Annotated in this window: 16 protein-coding genes; 14 read left to right on the top strand and 2 right to left on the bottom strand. The window is 64.1% G+C overall.

Annotated features, from left to right (window positions below):
• Positions 1-18: 18 nt before the first annotated feature.
• Genes AB0O58_RS01250 through AB0O58_RS01240 form a run of 3 tightly spaced genes read left to right on the top strand, consistent with a single transcriptional unit; the run spans position 19 to position 4,094 of the window.
• Positions 19-723 carry a phosphatidylserine decarboxylase gene (locus AB0O58_RS01250; RefSeq protein ID WP_228139274.1) on the top strand — a complete coding sequence of 235 codons (705 nt, stop codon included), beginning with the start codon at positions 19-21 and terminating at the stop codon, positions 721-723.
• Positions 720-1,874 (top strand): hypothetical protein, encoded by a 1,155-nt coding sequence (locus tag AB0O58_RS01245; protein ID WP_121873415.1) that lies wholly within the window; start codon positions 720-722, stop codon positions 1,872-1,874. The genes AB0O58_RS01250 and AB0O58_RS01245 overlap by 4 nt, the downstream gene beginning before the upstream one ends.
• The gene (locus AB0O58_RS01240; protein ID WP_366237758.1) at positions 1,875-4,094 is read left to right on the top strand and encodes an MMPL family transporter; all 2,220 of its coding nucleotides are present in this window, start codon (positions 1,875-1,877) and stop codon (positions 4,092-4,094) included.
• On the opposite strand, the gene AB0O58_RS01235 is transcribed toward AB0O58_RS01240, so the two are convergent.
• Positions 4,076-4,792 (bottom strand): hypothetical protein, encoded by a 717-nt coding sequence (locus AB0O58_RS01235; RefSeq protein WP_027498229.1) that lies wholly within the window; start codon positions 4,790-4,792, stop codon positions 4,076-4,078. The two genes, AB0O58_RS01240 and AB0O58_RS01235, sit on opposite strands and share 19 nt — an antisense overlap.
• Positions 4,789-5,322: a sigma-70 family RNA polymerase sigma factor gene (locus AB0O58_RS01230; protein ID WP_045840763.1), complete on the bottom strand. Its 534-nt coding sequence runs from the start codon at positions 5,320-5,322 to the stop codon at positions 4,789-4,791. The genes AB0O58_RS01235 and AB0O58_RS01230 overlap by 4 nt, the downstream gene beginning before the upstream one ends.
• 144 nt (positions 5,323-5,466) lie before the next feature.
• On the opposite strand from AB0O58_RS01230, the gene AB0O58_RS01225 reads away from it, so the two are divergent.
• The 11 genes from AB0O58_RS01225 to AB0O58_RS01175 all read left to right on the top strand — a co-directional run bounded on the left by AB0O58_RS01225 (position 5,467) and on the right by AB0O58_RS01175 (position 16,241).
• A complete protein-coding gene (locus AB0O58_RS01225; RefSeq protein ID WP_027498227.1) occupies positions 5,467-6,243 on the top strand; it encodes a CHRD domain-containing protein in 777 nt (258 codons plus the stop codon).
• Positions 6,244-6,398: 155 nt separating this feature from the next.
• On the top strand, positions 6,399-6,875 hold the full coding sequence (locus tag AB0O58_RS01220; protein WP_228139272.1) for a class F sortase: 477 nt from the start codon (positions 6,399-6,401) through the stop codon (positions 6,873-6,875).
• A gap of 328 nt (positions 6,876-7,203) precedes the next feature.
• Positions 7,204-7,785 (top strand): 50S ribosomal protein L10, encoded by a 582-nt coding sequence (gene rplJ, locus AB0O58_RS01215; RefSeq protein WP_008713855.1) that lies wholly within the window; start codon positions 7,204-7,206, stop codon positions 7,783-7,785.
• Between the two features lie 90 nt (positions 7,786-7,875).
• Entirely contained in the window at positions 7,876-8,262 is a 387-nt protein-coding gene (gene rplL / locus AB0O58_RS01210) for a 50S ribosomal protein L7/L12 (RefSeq protein WP_008713856.1), read from the top strand.
• A 443-nt stretch (positions 8,263-8,705) separates the two neighbouring features.
• Positions 8,706-9,881, top strand: coding sequence for an ABC transporter ATP-binding protein (locus AB0O58_RS01205; protein WP_366237757.1), 1,176 nt, complete (start codon positions 8,706-8,708; stop codon positions 9,879-9,881).
• 5 nt (positions 9,882-9,886) lie between these two features.
• The gene (locus AB0O58_RS01200) at positions 9,887-10,681 is read left to right on the top strand and encodes an ABC transporter permease (protein ID WP_027498224.1); all 795 of its coding nucleotides are present in this window, start codon (positions 9,887-9,889) and stop codon (positions 10,679-10,681) included.
• Positions 10,682-10,686: 5 nt separating this feature from the next.
• Entirely contained in the window at positions 10,687-11,547 is an 861-nt protein-coding gene (locus AB0O58_RS01195) for an ABC transporter permease (protein ID WP_027498223.1), read from the top strand.
• The gene (locus tag AB0O58_RS01190; RefSeq protein WP_008713865.1) at positions 11,544-12,899 is read left to right on the top strand and encodes an MCE family protein; all 1,356 of its coding nucleotides are present in this window, start codon (positions 11,544-11,546) and stop codon (positions 12,897-12,899) included. Before AB0O58_RS01195 ends, AB0O58_RS01190 begins: the two co-directional genes overlap by 4 nt.
• Entirely contained in the window at positions 12,896-13,963 is a 1,068-nt protein-coding gene (locus tag AB0O58_RS01185) for an MlaD family protein (protein ID WP_027498222.1), read from the top strand. The genes AB0O58_RS01190 and AB0O58_RS01185 overlap by 4 nt, the downstream gene beginning before the upstream one ends.
• The gene (locus AB0O58_RS01180; RefSeq protein ID WP_008713869.1) at positions 13,960-14,958 is read left to right on the top strand and encodes an MCE family protein; all 999 of its coding nucleotides are present in this window, start codon (positions 13,960-13,962) and stop codon (positions 14,956-14,958) included. Before AB0O58_RS01185 ends, AB0O58_RS01180 begins: the two co-directional genes overlap by 4 nt.
• On the top strand, positions 14,958-16,241 hold the full coding sequence (locus AB0O58_RS01175) for an MCE family protein (protein WP_027498221.1): 1,284 nt from the start codon (positions 14,958-14,960) through the stop codon (positions 16,239-16,241). The genes AB0O58_RS01180 and AB0O58_RS01175 overlap by 1 nt, the downstream gene beginning before the upstream one ends.
• Positions 16,242-16,258 lie beyond the last annotated feature (17 nt).

Genomic DNA, 16,258 nt, shown 5'->3' with positions numbered 1-16,258 from the left:
GCCCTCGGCCTCGCTGCGGTGCCGGCGGCTCTCTTCGCGTTGTTCGTGTACTGGCGGACCCGGTTCTTCTTCCGCGATCCGCACCGCGAACCGCCGGCCGATCCGCGGGCGGTGCTCGCTCCGGCGGACGGGTTCGTCACGTACGTCAAGCGTGTGGAGGCGGGCAGTGCCGCGTTCGCCGTCAAGAAGGGGCGGACGATCGTCCTCGACGAGATCGCTGGGGTCGCCTCGACCGACAGCGGCTACCTGATCGGGATCTACATGTCCGAATACTCGGTGCACCGCAACCGAATTCCGGTATCGGGCACCATCGGTATGCGTCGTCATCGGTCCGCGGCACCGTTCAACAAGTCGATGGCCAGAGTCGGTGCGAACCTGTTGACCCGGCGCACTCCCTACGACGAGGGCTGCGACTACCTGCTCACCAACGAGCGGCTCACCATCTCGATCGAGCACGAGTCCGGTGCCGTGGTGACGGTGACGCAGATTGCCGATCTCTGGGTCGATCGCATCGTCGCGCACGTCGCCGTCGGTGACACCGTCGAGCGCGGCGAGCAGTACGGAATGATCCGCTTCGGTTCTCAGTGCGACGTGTTCGTGCCCGACGCACTCGTCGACGAGATCACTGTCCGGCCAGGCAATTACGTGTTCGCCGGCGAGACGACGGTGGTGCGTTCACCGATCCTCGTCGACGGCAGACAACCGAGCGAAGAGGAACGATGATCACGATCGAAGAGGTCGACGGCAAAGCCGGTTGGCGTGAATTCGAGTCCGTCTCGGACCTGGTCTACCAGGGCGATCCGTACCGCCTACCCGACGAGTCGATGGACCTGGGCCGAATTCTCATCGCACCGCCGCCCTCGGTTGCCGCCACCCGCGTCACGAAAGCATTTCTGGCTCGCGAGAACGGGATTGCCGTCGGTCGCGTCGTGGCCATCCACGATCTGTCGTTCACCGAGTACACGGGGGAGCCGATCGGCTTCTTCGGCTTCTACGAGGCGGTCGACGATCACGACGTCGCCGAAGCGCTGCTCGACGCTGCGGCGCACTGGCTTTCGGCGCGCGGACTCGCGACGATTTCCGGGCCCTTCGGTCCGTCGATGTTCTACAGCGCAGGCATCGTCGTCGACGAGGTCCCGGCGCTGCCCCTGGTGGGGATGCCGCACAATCCGCTCTACTACGCGGCCCACTTCGAGAAGTGGGGTCTGATGGCGGTCAAGGACTTCTACAGTTACCTTTTCGACGACCCGTGCATCATCTACAACGACCCCAAATACGCGCGGCACATGCAGATCTTCGAGAAGATCAAGGCGCGATCCGAGGTGACGTTCCGGTCGATGAAATACCGGACGTTGCGACGCGACGCGCGCATCGTGCGGGATCTCTACAACAAGACGTTCGTGAACTTCTGGGGCTTCTCGCCGCTGTCCTACACGGAACTGTTCGAGTTGCTGAAGATGATGCTTCCGGTCATCGATCGTCGGCTCACCCTGCTGGCCGAACTCGACGGCAAGCCCGTCGGCTTTCTGATGGGAATCCCGGACGTCAATCAGGCCGCCGCGAAGGCGTCGCACCTGAAGTCGCGCTGGGCACGAGACCTGGTGACGCTGTGGCACGTCAAGCGTCCGGGTCGCACGGAGGTCATCGACGGAGTGCGGGTGGACATGCTGTTCGTCGATCCGGATTGCCCCGATCGAGCCGTGTCCTCTCTGCTGATCATGGAGATGTCGGTGCGTATGCGCGATCTCGGGTTCACGCGCGTCGAAGCGGCTCCCGTGCTCGACGACAGTCCGTGGATGAAGGGCTCGGTCCTGTCCCGGACGAAACTCGCTCCGCACCGCACGTACCGCATCTTCAGCCGGGAGTTGACGTAGATGACCGACACGATCTCGCGAATCGACCCGCAGGTGAGCTGCGGAAACATCGGCGACCGGTGGGGTCGACTGGTCGCGCGGCGACGCTGGGTGGTGCTGGCGATCTGGACGCTGCTGGCGGTGGGATCCGCGATTCTGTACCCAGCGCTGCAGAACTCCCTGGTGGGGGCCAACTTCTCCGTTCCCGGAACCGAATCCAGCCGCGCCGACCAACTGGTCGAGCAGCATTTCGCGTCCTTCGGCTCGGAACAGCTCGTCGTCACGTTCACCTCGGATTCGGTGGACAGCCGGAACCCGGCCTTTCGCGCACGGGTGGCCGAGGTCGTCTCGTCACTGAGGCAGTCACCGGACGTACTGCGTGTCGTCGACCCCTACGAGAGCGCAGGATTCGTCCCGACGATCTCCGACGACGGGACCTCGGCGCTCGCATTCGTCGGCATCGGCGGAGAGGCCAGCGATCGGATCGCAGTGGCCGAACGCGTGCAGGAGATGATCGGCGGTGCGTCCGGTGATGGCGTCGAGGTGGCGGTGACGGGCTACTCGCCGATGACCGTCGATCTCACCCGCGTCGAATCCGAGGACGCCGTGCGGGCCGAGAGCATCGGTCTGCCCATCGCTTTCGTGGTGCTGGTTCTGGCGCTGGGTTCCGTGGTCGCGGGCATCGTGCCGCTGGTCACCACCGGAATCGGAGTGCTGGCGGCGTTCGGCATGTTCGCGTTGCTGTCCAACGTGATGACCTTCGATGTTCTCGTCACCACGGTGGCGGCGATGTTCGGTCTGGGTCTGGGAATCGACTACGCACTCTTCATCGTCAGTCGGTTCCGGGAGGAGATCGGGCGGGCCGGACCCGGTGAAGATTCGGACAGGACCGAGCGCGCGGTGGGGGCGGCCATGGGCACCGCCGGACACATCATCGTCATCTCCGGTCTGGTCGTGTTGATCGCACTCGGAGCCCTCGCGATCGTCGATGTCCCTGCGGTGCAGAGCATCTCGTTGGTCGTCGCGCTCACCATCGCCACCGTCGTCGTGGTCGCGTGGACCCTGCTGCCGGCACTTCTCGCGGTGCTGGGAACGCGCATCGGGGCCTGGTCGCTGCCGCGACGATTCCAACCTCCCTCGGTCGACGAGCACGACGCCGCAGTTCCCACGTGGTGGTCGCGGTGGGCGCAGCACGTCATCGAGCGCCCCTGGCGTTACACGGTCGCATCCGCCGCCGTCCTCATCGTCTGCCTGGTTCCCATCGGTTCGATCTCGTACGGGGTCGATCTCGGTGCCGAGGCGCTGAGCGCGGAACCGTCCGGACGAGCCAACACGGTCCTGACCGAGAAGTTCGCGCCCGGCACCATCTCGCCCATCACCATCGTGTTCACCGGCGAGGACGACAGTCCATTGGGACCGCAACAGATCGCCACGGTCGACGCGTTCGCGAACTCCGTGCGCGGAGACGATCGCGTCGCCTACGCGTTGGCGCAACCCGAGGGCGGCCGGTCGTTGCTGATCGTGGTCCCGTCGGTCCCGATCGACTCGACGGAGGCCGCCGACCTCGTCGAAACCCTGCGTTCTCAGGCAGTTCTCGCCGGTGACGTGGACGGCACCAGCGTGTCCGTGGGCGGTACCACCGCGCTGGTGGTCGACGCATCCGAGGAGATCTCCGGCAAGTTCGTCTGGGTCGTCGCCGCGGTACTGGCCTTTTCTCTCTGTTACTTGGCCGTCGTGTTTCGCAGCGTGGTGATCCCGCTCAAGGCCGTCGCCATGAACCTGCTGGTCACCGGGGCAGCGCTGGGTGCCACCGTCGCCGTCTTCCAATGGGGTTGGGGTTCGAGCATTCTCGGCTTCGAGAGCCCGGGTTACATCCAGGTGTATCTACCGGTGACGGTGTTCGCCGTGGTCTTCGGTCTGTCGATGGACTACGAGGTGTTCCTCATCGGCCGTATGCGAGAAGTGTTCGTGCGGGAAGCGAGCAACGACGTCGCCGTCGTCGACGGCATCGAACACACCGCCAGGCCGATCACCGCCGCCGCCGCAATCATGATCGCCGTGTTCGCCAGCTTCCTCACCGCAGACGTGCTCGAGCTCAAACAGTTCGGCTTCGCTCTTGCCATCGCGGTGCTGTTCGACGCCGTGCTGGTGCGCATGATGCTGGTGCCGGCGATGATGAAGCTCTTCGGCGAGCGCAACTGGTGGCCCGGTACGCGGAATCGTCAGGTGGTCGGCAACTGAGCCGACGCCAGCAGCGAGCCGTCCGCGCCGCGGATCTCGATCTCGGTGACGTCGCCGCGAAGTACCGCCGCGTTCATGCGGCATTCGATGGTGACGTCGCTACCGAGAAACGTGCCGGACGGGAGTTCGGTGCCCCACCGATCGACGAGGACGACCTCGTACGGGCCTCGATCGGACACGCCGTCCATGTCGAGGAACGTCTCGGTGCCCCACGTGTGCGCAACGAGGCCGCCCTCGATGTCCACGCTCGGCATGCTCGTGGTGAAAGCGACCTGCTCGTAGGCACCCAGGGTTCCCGGAGGTCCGGTGATCGCGGCCGGTGGATCCTCGGGTTGCGGTCGAGAGGCGTCGATACCGAGCACGACGCCGCTGCCGACGACCAGCCCCGCGATCGCGGCGGCGGCCGCCAGGCCGGCCGATCTGCGCGGTCCACGTGTCCGCTGGGGTGGCCACGCAGAGCCGGGTGACGTACCCAGAACTCGGGCGCGGAGGTCGGGTGACGTCGATGCTTCGAGCCACGGTTCGGTCGGACCGCGACGACCGAGAGTCCCGGTCAGCGCGCGCAGTTCGGCGATGTCCCTGTCGACGGTGGGATCGGATGCTGCGAGCTCGCGTAGCTCGGCGGCCTCGGTGTCGTCGAGGTCGTCGCCGACGGCAGCGGCGATCAGTTCGGCTCGGCGATCGTCTCGGGCGTTCATGCTTCCTCCTGTCCGTCGAGATGGTCTCGCAGCGCCCTCAGTGCGTAGAAGGCGCGAGTGCGCAATGTTCGTACGGCAACGCCCGTCGACTCGGACAGTTCCGCATAGGTGGTTCCCGCCAGGTGCACCGCAACGACGACCTGCCGATGATCGGGAGAGAGAAGGGCGAGCGCGGCGATGATGCGCAGTCGCTCGTCCACGTCGGGACTGGTGTCACGCGAGATCGCGACCGATCGTCGGTCGAGGTCCTCGATCCTTTCCGACGCCGGCTTCGGCATTCTGCTCAGAGACCGTTGGACGTCGACGATCACATTGCGCTCGATGGCGAACAGCCAGGTACGCAGCGCTCCTCGGCTGGGCTCGAATCGGGACCGGGCCCGCCATGCGCGAAGGAACGTCTCCTGGACGCAGTCCTCGGCAAGCGCTCGGTCGCGCAGTGCGTTGACGGCGAAACCGAGCATGGCCGACGCATGCTCGTCGTACGCGGCAGCGACGTCGAAGTGCAGTTCGATCACGCTCCCGATGCTCATGACAGTGACTACGTCGACGGACCCCCGGACGTTCATATCCGAGACTGGAGTATTTCTTTACCGAATTTTGAACATCGTGGCATCGACCGTCGTACACCTCTGCACGGGCTCGCCTGCCCGATACTCCCACGGAAGGCCCACGAGATGACCAGACGCTCGATCACCCGCCCGACCATGTCCGTCCGCGGCACCGCCACCGCAGTCGTCGGCGGCACGGCCGCTGCACTGATGCTGTTCACCGCGGCCCCGGCCGGTGCCGATACCCCCGTTGCCGAACCGGACTCGTTCACCAGCGCGTTCACCGCGATGGCAACTCCCGACCAGGTGGTGAACGGCGACGGTGTCGCCACTCCGGGCCAGCCGGGCGCGACGGGCACGTTCACGCTGCGCATCAATTCCGATCTCGACATCGTCTGCTACGACATCGCGCTCGACGGCGTCACCGGCGATTACATGAGCCCGGCCAAGACCGCCACGCACATTCACGAGGCGGCGGCGGGTGCTGCGGGACCTCCGCGTCTGGCGTTCCCGAACCCGACGCCGATCGGTGACGGCCCACGTTCGAGCACCGGCTGCATGCAGGGACCGTTCACCACCGGCCTGACGCCGGCCGGTGCCGACGCCGACAGTGGAACCGGATTCACGCTGGACCAGATCGAAGCAAATCCGGCGGGCTTCGCGGCCGACACCCACACCGTCGACTTCGTGGCCGGAGCGGTACGCGGACAGCTGACGCAGATTCCGGTCGGCTCCGTCGCCACCGGAGGTGGCGGTTCGGCTCTGGCCGCGGCGTCCGATTCGGCCTCCAGTAATGCGGTGCCCGTCGTCGGCGCGGTTGCCCTCGGCGCAGTAGTCCTGGGTGCAACGGCGATCGCGGGAGTGACGTTGGTTGCTCGCCGCAGCGGAACGGCACGCAGCTGAGATCTCGGCTCCTGGTTGCTGTTACGGCAGTGGTGGTGGTGACGGGCTGTACGTCCGCACCGCCGCCATCTGCCGCACCATCACCACCTGCCGCACCAACACCTACCTCGGTACCACCTGCCGCACCAGCGACCGAGTCCTCGACCGCTGGAGATTTGCCGGGACCGGGCCCGACGGCGGATTTCGCGGCGCAGGCACCGACCCGGCTCAGCGTCGAGGCCATCGACCTCGACGAGCCGTTGATCGGCCTGGGTCTCACCGAGAACGGCGAGATGGAGGTGCCGAGCGACTACGACGACGTCGGGTGGTTCACCGGCGGCGGCAGACCGGGCGTGATCGGTAGTCCTACCGTGCTGGCCGGGCACGTGGATTCCACGACCGGTCCCGCAGTGTTCGATCGGTTGTCGGAGCTTCGACCGGGAGATGTCGTGACGGTGGGGGACGGGACGGGTGGTCGAGTCGACTACCGCATCGATCGGGTCGGCGACTACGGCAAAGTGGAGTTCCCGACGGTGCAGGTCTTCGGGGCGGTGCCCACCGACGAGATCAGGCTGATCACGTGCTCGGGCGACTTCGACGCCTCGGTGGGCAGTTACGAGCGCAACCTCGTCGTCTACGGAGTGCGGCAATAGCCCAGCGTTTTGGAGTTGACGCGGAGTATGTTGTAACCTGAACAACGGTTCGGATCACGAGTGCTCGCACTCCGGTCCAGACCGCCCAATCAAGTTCTACCCAAGACCGTTGGTCACCGCCTTCTCGAAGGATTCACTTCCGGGAGTTGCGCGGTTGAAGGTCCGAGATCGTGTCGGACGGCCCACGCAGGAGAACGAGGTAGGGAACCTGTCTGCAGTCCTCGCGACTGCCTGCTCGTTCACGCCCCGTGTGCTTCTTGCGCCGGGGCGTTCGTCGTTTTCCGGCCCTCTCGCGATCGACACAACTTCCCACGAGAGGAGGCGAAGTATGGCAAAGCCCGAAAAGGTCTCAGCAGTATCGGAGATCACCGAACAGTTCAAGGGTTCGACGGCTGCCGTCGTCACGGAATACCGTGGCCTGTCGGTGTCCGGTCTGACTCAGCTCCGGCGTGCGCTCGGCGAAGGTGCCACGTACTCCGTCGCCAAGAACACCCTGGTCAAGCGCGCAGCGGCCGAGGCAGGTATTACCGGCCTCGACGAGTTGTTCGTCGGACCGACCGCCATTGCATTCATCAAGGGCGAGCCGGTCGACGCAGCGAAGGCCATCAAGGCCTTCGCGAAGGACAACAAGGCCTTGATCGTCAAGGGCGGCTACATGGACGGCGCAACGCTGTCCGTGGAAGAGATCAACAAGATCGCAGACCTCGAGTCGCGCGAAATCCTGTTGGCCAAGCTCGCCGGCGCCATGAAGGGCAACTTGTCGAAGGCTGCAGGCCTGTTCAACGCTCCCGCATCGCAGTTCGCGCGTCTGGCGTTCGCGTTGCAGGAGAAGAAGGCTGCCGGCGCACCCGCCGCAGCCGAGGCACCTGCAGAAACAGAAGCACCGGCGGAAGCTCCCGCCGAAAGCTGATCCGCTGGTATTGGCGTACAGCTCAGCTCCACACCATCAACACCATGCCGCGGATCAGCGGTTAGGTACTTACAGGAAGGACCCGCCACCATGGCGAAGCTCAGCACCGAAGAATTGCTCGACCAGTTCAAGGAGCTCACTCTCCTCGAGCTCAGCGAGTTCGTGAAGGCATTCGAGGAGACCTTCGAGGTCACCGCAGCTGCCCCCGTCGCCGTTGCTGCTGCAGGCGGCGGCGCAGCCCCCGCCGAGGCTGCTGAAGAGCAGGACGAGTTCGACGTCGTCCTCGAGTCGGCCGGCGACAAGAAGATCCAGGTCATCAAGGTCGTCCGTGAGGTCGTTTCCGGCCTGGGCCTGAAGGAAGCCAAGGATCTCGTCGAGAGCGCTCCGAAGGCAATTCTGGAGAAGGTTGCCAAGGACGCAGCCGACGCCGCCAAGGAGAAGCTGGAAGCTGCCGGCGCGAAGATCTCCGTCAAGTAGGACCGCTTCGTTGCAGTCGTGCTTCGTGCTCTGAACGCACGAGCGCAAGAAGGGCCGTTCCCACCTCGGTGGGGACGGCCCTTCTTCTGTTCTCGGACACCGCACGGGGTGCACCGTTGTGATCGATCACGGACTCCTGCAAATCGCGTGACACCGGCCTTGTGCCCCTGTTTACTCGGTTTCGCCGAAGTCCAAAGCATTCCGAAGGGTTTCGGCGGTCATTGTTTGTGGCGTGTCACAGCTTTGTGACGCAGGGACTTGTCACAGTTCTGGCGAGTCGCCGACCGTGTCGCGTGAGATGAGCCACACTGATGCAAGCTCTACAGCCTGACTCGGGGAAGTTCTTACTGGGCGGTAAGCTCCCGTGTCGGTGCGGACACGTGCATGGGATACAGTGACACAACCCACATCCGGGTCGATGTGTACGAATTGTGGAGGTCAGCGTGGGAGTCGAGGTTTCGGTCGAGGGATTGACCAAGTCTTTCGGGGTACAGAAGATCTGGCAGGACGTGACGTTGACCCTGCCGAAGGGTGAGGTCAGTGCGCTCCTCGGTCCTTCCGGTACCGGCAAGTCGGTCTTCCTGAAGTCCTTGATCGGCCTCCTGCGTCCCGAACAGGGCAAGATATTCATCGACGGAACCGACATCCTGCAGTGCTCCTCCCGTGAGCTCTACGAGATCAGGAAGCTCTTCGGGGTGCTGTTCCAGGACGGCGCACTGTTCGGCTCGATGAACCTCTACGACAATGTCGCGTTCCCGCTCCGCGAGCACACGAAGAAGTCCGAGTCCGACATCCGCAAGATCGTCATGGAGAAGTTGGAACTGACGGGTCTGCTCGGTGCCGAGGACAAGCTGCCCGGCGAGATCTCCGGCGGTATGCGTAAGCGCGCCGGTCTCGCCCGCGCTCTGGTTCTCGATCCCGAGATCATCCTGGTCGACGAGCCGGACTCCGGCCTCGATCCCGTTCGCACTACGTACATCTCGCAGACCCTGATCGACATCAACGCCGAGATCGACGCCACGATCCTGATCGTGTCGCACAACATCAACCTCGCTCGGACGGTGCCCGACAACATCGGCATGCTCTTCCGTCGCCAGCTGGTCATGTTCGGCCCCCGCGAGGTGCTCCTGACGAGCGACGAGCCGGTAGTCAAGCAGTTCCTCAACGGAACGATGATCGGTCCGATCGGCATGTCGGAGGAGAAGGACGAGGCGCAGATGGCGCAGGAGCAGGCCATGGTCGACGCCGGCCACCACGCCGGCGGCGTCGACGACGTCGAAGGCATCGTGCCGCAGATGAAGGCCACTCCCGGAACTCCGGTGCGCGAAGCCGTCGGGCGTAGGCAGGAGCGCGTCCGCCAGATCATGCACACCCTGCCGCACAATGCCCAGGTTGCGATCCAGGAAAGCCTCGACACCACCGACCCGGGTCAGCGTTACCCCGCGTATGCAGACCAGCAGCAGGGTTACGACCAGCAGGGATACGACCACCAGGGTTACGAACACCAGGGTTACGACCACCAGGGTTACGACCAGCAGGGTTACGACCAGCAGAGTTACAGCGGGCAAGGTCATGATCAGCAGGGCTACCAAGCTCCAACACAAGGTCGGGGTCAATAGCAGACATGGGGGGATCGAAGAAGTCCACGTTCGCTCCGGCGAGCGCCGCTCTGACACAAGCCGGCAATATCGTCGAACTGTTCGTCGAGGTGGTTCGCAACACCTTCCGTAGGCCGTTCCAGTTCCGCGAGTTCATCGAGCAGGCCTGGTTCATCGCCAGCGTCACGATTCTGCCGACGGCGCTCGTCGCCATTCCGTTCGGCGCGGTCGTGGCGCTGCAGACCGGATCGCTCATCAAGCAGCTCGGTGCCGAGTCGTTCACGGGTGCGGCCAGCGTGCTCGCGGTCATCCAGCAGGGCAGTCCGATCGTGACCGCACTGCTGGTGGCCGGCGCTGCCGGTTCTGCTGTGACTGCAGACCTCGGCTCGCGCACCATCCGCGAGGAGATCGACGCCATGCGAGTGCTGGGTATCGACCCGGTACATCGTCTCGTCGTTCCCCGAGTGCTCGCGATGATCCTCGTCGCACTTTTGCTCAACGGCCTGGTCTCGGTCGTCGGCATCGCCGGCGGTTACTTCTTCAACGTGATCCTTCAGGGCGGCACCCCCGGTGCATATCTGGCGTCGTTCTCGTTTTTGGCCCAGCTGCCGGATCTGTATGTCGCCGAGGCGAAAGCAGCAATCTTCGGACTCATCGCGGGCATCATCGCCTCCTACAAGGGCCTCAATCCCAACCCCGGACCCAAGGGCGTCGGCGAGGCAGTGAACCAGACGGTTGTCATCACGTTCCTGCTGCTCTTCTTCGCCAACCTCATCCTGACCCTGGTCTATCTCCAGGTCGTCCCAGCGAAGGGAGCGTAACCGCGATGACGATCGCAAGAGGTCGCGGTGACCGCACGCTGATGCGCGTCAAGCGCGTCGGCAACGCCCCGCTCAACGTGCTCGACCGCGCAGGCGAGCAAATGTCGTTCTACCTGCGGGCCATCGGGTGGATTCCCAAGACCGCAGTGCATTACAAGAAGGAGGTGCTCCGCCTGCTGGCGGAGGTCACCTTCGGCAGCGGTGCGCTCGCCGTCATCGGTGGGACCATCGGCGTGATCGTGATGATGTCCGGCTTCACCGGCATCGTCGTCGGTCTACAGGGCTATGCAGCCCTCGAACAGCTCGGTAGCTCCGTGCTCACCGGATTCCTGTCCGCGTACGTCAACACCCGTGAGATCGCGCCGATTGTCGCAGGACTGGCACTCTCGGCCACCGTCGGCTGTGGTTTCACCGCCCAGCTCGGTGCCATGCGAATCTCCGAGGAGATCGACGCGCTCGAGGTGATGGCCGTACCCAGCGTGCCGTTCCTCGTGACCACCCGCATGATCGCAGGCTTCGTGGCCGTCATCCCGCTGTACATCGTCGGGCTGTTGGCGTCGTACGTCGCATCCCGAGGGATCAGCACCATTTTCAACGGGCAGTCCACGGGGTCCTACGACCACTACTTCAACCTCTTCCTACCTCCGGAAGACGTGTTGTATTCGTTCTTGAAGGTGCTGATATTCGCCTTCGTCCTGATCATGATCCACTGCTATTACGGCTACCACGCCTCTGGCGGACCTGCCGGTGTCGGCGTCGCAGTGGGCCGTGCCGTTCGTACCGCGATCGTCACGATCGCCGTACTGGACTTCTTCTTGAGCCTCGCCATCTGGGGCACGACCACCACAGTGAGGGTTGCGGGATGATCGACTCGCCGTCGCGACTGAAGCGAGTACTCCTCGGTTTGGCGTTCTTCCTGGTGCTCATCCTGTTCCTGGGGTGGAGCATCACGTCCTACAACAAGACGTTCAAAGATGTGGTGAAAGTCAGCCTCGAAACCGACTCGGTCGGCAACGCGCTGCCGATGAACGCGGATGTCAAGGTGCGCGGAATGATCGTCGGCGAGGTGCGCTCGGCGTCCACCGTCGACGGCGTCGTGACCTCGCAGCTCGCCATCGATCCGGACAAGGCACCGCTGATTCCGTCGAACGTGACGGCACGGTTGCTTCCCAAGACACTGTTCGGTGAGCGCTACGTCTCGTTGATCGTGCCCGAGAACGATGCGGCGTCGCCGATCTCCGAGGGCACGGTCCTCAAACAGGACACCAGCGGAAACGCCATCGAGGTCGGGCAGTTGCTCGACGGCTTGCTTCCACTGCTGCAGGCGATTCCGCCACAGGATCTGGCGAACACCCTCGGGTCGTTGGCGCAGGGCCTCAGCGGGCGCGGTGAGCAACTGGGCCAGACCATCGACAACCTGACGAACATCGTGTCGGGTCTGAACACGGAGTTGCCGAACATCCAGCAGACGTTGGTCGGGCTGGCCGACTTCTCGCAGACCTACGCAGACGCGGCACCGGACTTGGTCTCGGCGCTGGACAACTTGCGGACGACGGGCAACACCGTGGTCGAGCGGCAGTCCAGCCTCGACACGCTGTACGGCTCCCTGACCTCGGCGTCGTACACCACTGCGGACTTTCTACAGACCAACTCCGAGAACCTGATCGGATTGGCCGCGAACTCTCGGGAAGCGCTCGAGCTGCTGGCCGAGTTCTCCCCGACGTTCGGCTGCACGTTCACTTATTTCGCCGAAGGTGCCAGGCGCGGAAAAGTCGTACTCGGTGAGGGCGACGAGTACCCCGGCATCAACGTCTCCGCACCGTTCGTCAACCCGAAGGGTCGTTACTTGCCGAACCAGGACGAGCCGCGCTTGTTCGACGATCGCGGAGCCACCTGTTTCGAGCCCGCGGCGCCGGGGGAGTTCTTCCCGCAGTATCCGGGAGGCTCGATCAACGACGGTTCCTACCAGGTGCCGACCCGGAACCCGGGCCCGCAGGTGATCGAAGGACAGGGACCACCGAAGTCTGCCCAGAGTTCCATCGTTCCCGCCGTCTCCGCATCCGCGCAGCCGGCGAGCTACGAGGGCTCCGACTTCGAGCGCGACACTCTGGCCGTGATCTACGGACAGGCGAGTGGTGTTGCACCGGACAGTATTCCGTCGTGGGCGGCCGCTATCGGCGCACCGGCACTGAGAGGAGTGGAGGTGACCGTGCCATGAGAGGCCTTCTCGCGCCGATCATCAAGTTGGTCGTGTTCGCCGTGATTACGATCATTGCTACGGCCACCCTTGCCTTCACCATCGCCAATTCCAGCGGCGGCGGCGGCACCAAGTTCTCGGCTGTGTTCACGGACGTCACGTCTCTCAACGAGGGCGACGAGATTCGTATCGCGGGCGTTCGTGTCGGCCAGGTCGACAAGATCGAGATCGCCAACGAGCGCGAAGCCAAGGTGGACTTCACTCTGAGCAGTCGTGATTGGCTCCCGGCCAGTTCGACGGCGACCATCCGATTCCGGAACCTGGTGGGCCAGCGCTACATCGCCATCGAGCAGGGTTCGGGAGATCAGGGTCGGAAGATCACCGACGGTGCCACCATTCCGTTGGAGCGGACCAAGCCTGCGGTGAACCTGACCACGCTCTTCGACGGCTTCCGCCCGCTGTTCACCACGCTCAGCTCCGATGACGTCAACAAGCTGTCGTACCAGATCATTCAGGTGTTCCAGGGGGAGTCGGGCACCATCAACGAACTGGTCACCAATACGGCGACCCTGACCAACACCGTCGCCGACAAGGATCAGGTCATCGGGCAGGTCATCACCAATCTGAACAACGTGTTGGAGACGGTGAACCAGAACGACGGGCAGCTCGACAGCCTGATCGTCAACACGCAGCAGCTCGTCTCGGGCCTGTCGGCCGACCGTGGTGTCGTCGGCTCCGCCGTGACGTCGCTCGCCGGCCTGACCAACGCGACCGCCGACCTGCTCGAGCCGACCAGGCCGTCGATCCAGGGTTCGGTGACTGCGTTGAACACGTTGGCCGAGACAGTCAACCGACGAAGCGACGACGTGGACACGGTCCTCGGAATTCTGCCCGTCAAACTCGAGAAGCTCATTCGCACGGCCCAGCAGGGATCCTGGTTCACCTTCTATCTGTGCGGTATCGACATCGTCGCCGGACCGGGTAGTTCGCCGAATCTGAATCTGCCGACCGGGCTGCCGACCGTCAACCAGCCGCTGTACACGAACTCCGCAGCGCGTTGCAAAGCTGGGGGGATCAAGCAATGAAATCTCGTCGTAGTCCGGCCACCATCGGTGCGCTAGGTATCGCAATCATCCTGCTCGCCACGATGTCGGTCTTCTTTCTCGACCGGCTCCCGATCATCGGTGCGGGTTCGGTGTACACCGCCGAGTTCAGCGAGGCAGCAGGGCTCAAGCCGCCCAACGAGGTCCGTATCGCGGGCGTGAAGGTCGGCAAGGTCACCGATGTGCGTCTCGACGGCGACCGGGTGCTCGTGGACTTCACGGTCAAGGACGCCTGGGTCGGCAACGAGTCGCGAGCGGCCATCGCCATCAAGACTGTGCTGGGGCAGAAATATCTGGCGCTCGACCCGAGCGGTCCGGAGACGTTGAGCCCCAAGGACCCGATTCCGCTCGAGCGCACCACGTCCCCGTACGACGTGATCGACGCGTTCTCCGCTGCGGCCTCGACCATCAGCGACATCGACACCGATCAGCTGGCGACGAGCATGCGGACCCTGTCCGAGGCGTTCTCCGAGACGCCTGCGAACATCCGTGCCTCGCTCGACGGTGTGACTCGGTTATCGCAGACCGTGGCCAGCCGTGACGAGGAACTGAAGAAGCTGTTCGAGGCCACCGGCGAGACCTCGAAGGTGCTGGCCGACCGCAACGAGCAGTTCAACCAACTGATCACCGACGCGGGCCCGCTTCTCGAAGAGCTCAACAATCGGCAGCAGGCCATCTCGCAGCTGCTCACCGGCACTCAGCGAGTGTCGCAAGAGCTGACCGGCCTGGTTCGCGACAACGAGGCCACCATCAACCCGATGTTGCAGCAGCTCAACGGCACCATCGAGATCCTGCAGCGCAACAACGACAACCTCGACCGTGCGCTGAAGCTGTACGAACCGTTCATTCGGCTGTACACGAATCTGACCGGCAACGGCCGGTGGATAGACATCACGCTGGCAAACCTCACACCGCCCGGAGTTCCGTTGATACCTGGTTACCGCCAGCCCTCGCTCGATACGTTGGCGGGGAACTGATGACAGACACGCAGACAGCACCGAGAAGCAAGAACAAGCTCGCGCTGATCGCCGTCGTCGTGACCGTGGCGCTCGTCCTCGCGGTCGCCGGCTGGTGGCTGTTCACCAGGGCCGGAACGACCAAGATCACCGCCTACTTCGACAAGTCGATCGGCATCTATTCCGGCTCGGAGGTGCGCGTGCTTGGCGTCAAGGTCGGTACGGTCGACTCCGTGACGCCGCAAGGCGAAGACGTGGAGGTCGTCCTCCGCGTCGACCGTGGGGTCGACATTCCTGTGGACGCAAAGGCCGTGCAGGTCACCCCGTCGCTCGTCGCCGACCGCTACGTCCAGGTTTCACCCGCCTACACCGGCGGCGACACCATGGCCGACGGCGCGACGATCGGTCGCGATCGCACCGCAACACCCGTCGAGGTCGACGAGCTGTACAAGTCCATCGACGACCTGTCCACCGCCCTCGGTCCGGACGGCGCGAACAAGGACGGCGCTCTCACAGATCTGGTCAACACCGGTGCAGCCAACCTCGACGGCAACGGTGAAGCGTTGGGCAACAGCATCACCCAGCTCTCGGCCGCCGGTCGAACGTTGAGTGACTCGCGCACCGACGTGTTCGACACGATCAAGAACCTGCAGACGTTCGTCAGCGCCTTGGCCGTCAACGATCAGCAGGTACGCAACTTCAACACCCAGTTGGCCGACCTGACCGGTTTCCTGTCGGGGCAGCGAGAGGACCTCGGAGCTGCACTCCAACAGCTGTCGGTCTCGCTCGGCGACGTGGCGACGTTCGTCGCGGACAACCGGACCCAACTGACCGATGCCGCGAACGGTCTCACGGTTCCGACGCAGACACTCGCCGACAACCGCGAGCAGCTGGTGCAAACGCTCACGTTGCTGCCGCTGGCCATCAGCAACCTGGTAAACGCCTACGACGCCGAGTCGGGAACGCTCGCCACGCGCGCCAATCTCCAGAACGAGACCCAGGATCCGCTCGGCACCCTGTGTCAGCTCATCGATCTCGGAAAGCTGGTTCCCGGTGATCCGCGCTTCGAAGCACTCGGTGCGCAGATTCAGCCGATCATCGATCAGTGCTCCAACATCACCACGATGATCCAGGCCCCGATCAAAGACCAGAACCGGATCGTGCTGCCGTTCGGCGTTCTCACCAACGACATCGAGCAGAACGTGTCCGTGCCGGGCACCGTGCCTGGCGTCGTCTCGCCCAGGCTCGGAAACAGCTCGATGCCCGGACTGGAGCAGTCGTACATCGGAGGTGGGGGACAGTGAGAGCCTCTGTGAATCGG

The organism is Rhodococcus sp. NPDC080181 (assembly GCF_040702225.1).
In the GTDB taxonomy this organism is placed as follows: Bacteria; Actinomycetota; Actinomycetes; order Mycobacteriales; family Mycobacteriaceae; genus Rhodococcoides; species Rhodococcoides fascians.
This window is presented reverse-complemented; position numbering and strand designations above follow the sequence as displayed.

Bases quoted from the DNA above. Each gene is read 5' to 3' on its own strand.
- AB0O58_RS01245 (WP_121873415.1), top strand. From the start codon at position 720: ATGATCACGATCGAAGAGGTCGACGGCAAAGCCGGTTGGCGTGAATTC.
- AB0O58_RS01240 (WP_366237758.1), top strand. From the start codon at position 1,875: ATGACCGACACGATCTCGCGAATCGACCCGCAGGTGAGCTGCGGAAAC.
- AB0O58_RS01235 (WP_027498229.1), bottom strand. From the start codon at position 4,792: ATGAACGCCCGAGACGATCGCCGAGCCGAACTGATCGCCGCTGCCGTC.
- AB0O58_RS01230 (WP_045840763.1), bottom strand. From the start codon at position 5,322: ATGAGCATCGGGAGCGTGATCGAACTGCACTTCGACGTCGCTGCCGCG.
- AB0O58_RS01225 (WP_027498227.1), top strand. From the start codon at position 5,467: ATGACCAGACGCTCGATCACCCGCCCGACCATGTCCGTCCGCGGCACC.
- rplJ (WP_008713855.1), top strand. From the start codon at position 7,204: ATGGCAAAGCCCGAAAAGGTCTCAGCAGTATCGGAGATCACCGAACAG.
- rplL (WP_008713856.1), top strand. From the start codon at position 7,876: ATGGCGAAGCTCAGCACCGAAGAATTGCTCGACCAGTTCAAGGAGCTC.
- AB0O58_RS01200 (WP_027498224.1), top strand. From the start codon at position 9,887: ATGGGGGGATCGAAGAAGTCCACGTTCGCTCCGGCGAGCGCCGCTCTG.
- AB0O58_RS01195 (WP_027498223.1), top strand. From the start codon at position 10,687: ATGACGATCGCAAGAGGTCGCGGTGACCGCACGCTGATGCGCGTCAAG.
- AB0O58_RS01190 (WP_008713865.1), top strand. From the start codon at position 11,544: ATGATCGACTCGCCGTCGCGACTGAAGCGAGTACTCCTCGGTTTGGCG.
- AB0O58_RS01185 (WP_027498222.1), top strand. From the start codon at position 12,896: ATGAGAGGCCTTCTCGCGCCGATCATCAAGTTGGTCGTGTTCGCCGTG.
- AB0O58_RS01180 (WP_008713869.1), top strand. From the start codon at position 13,960: ATGAAATCTCGTCGTAGTCCGGCCACCATCGGTGCGCTAGGTATCGCA.
- AB0O58_RS01175 (WP_027498221.1), top strand. From the start codon at position 14,958: ATGACAGACACGCAGACAGCACCGAGAAGCAAGAACAAGCTCGCGCTG.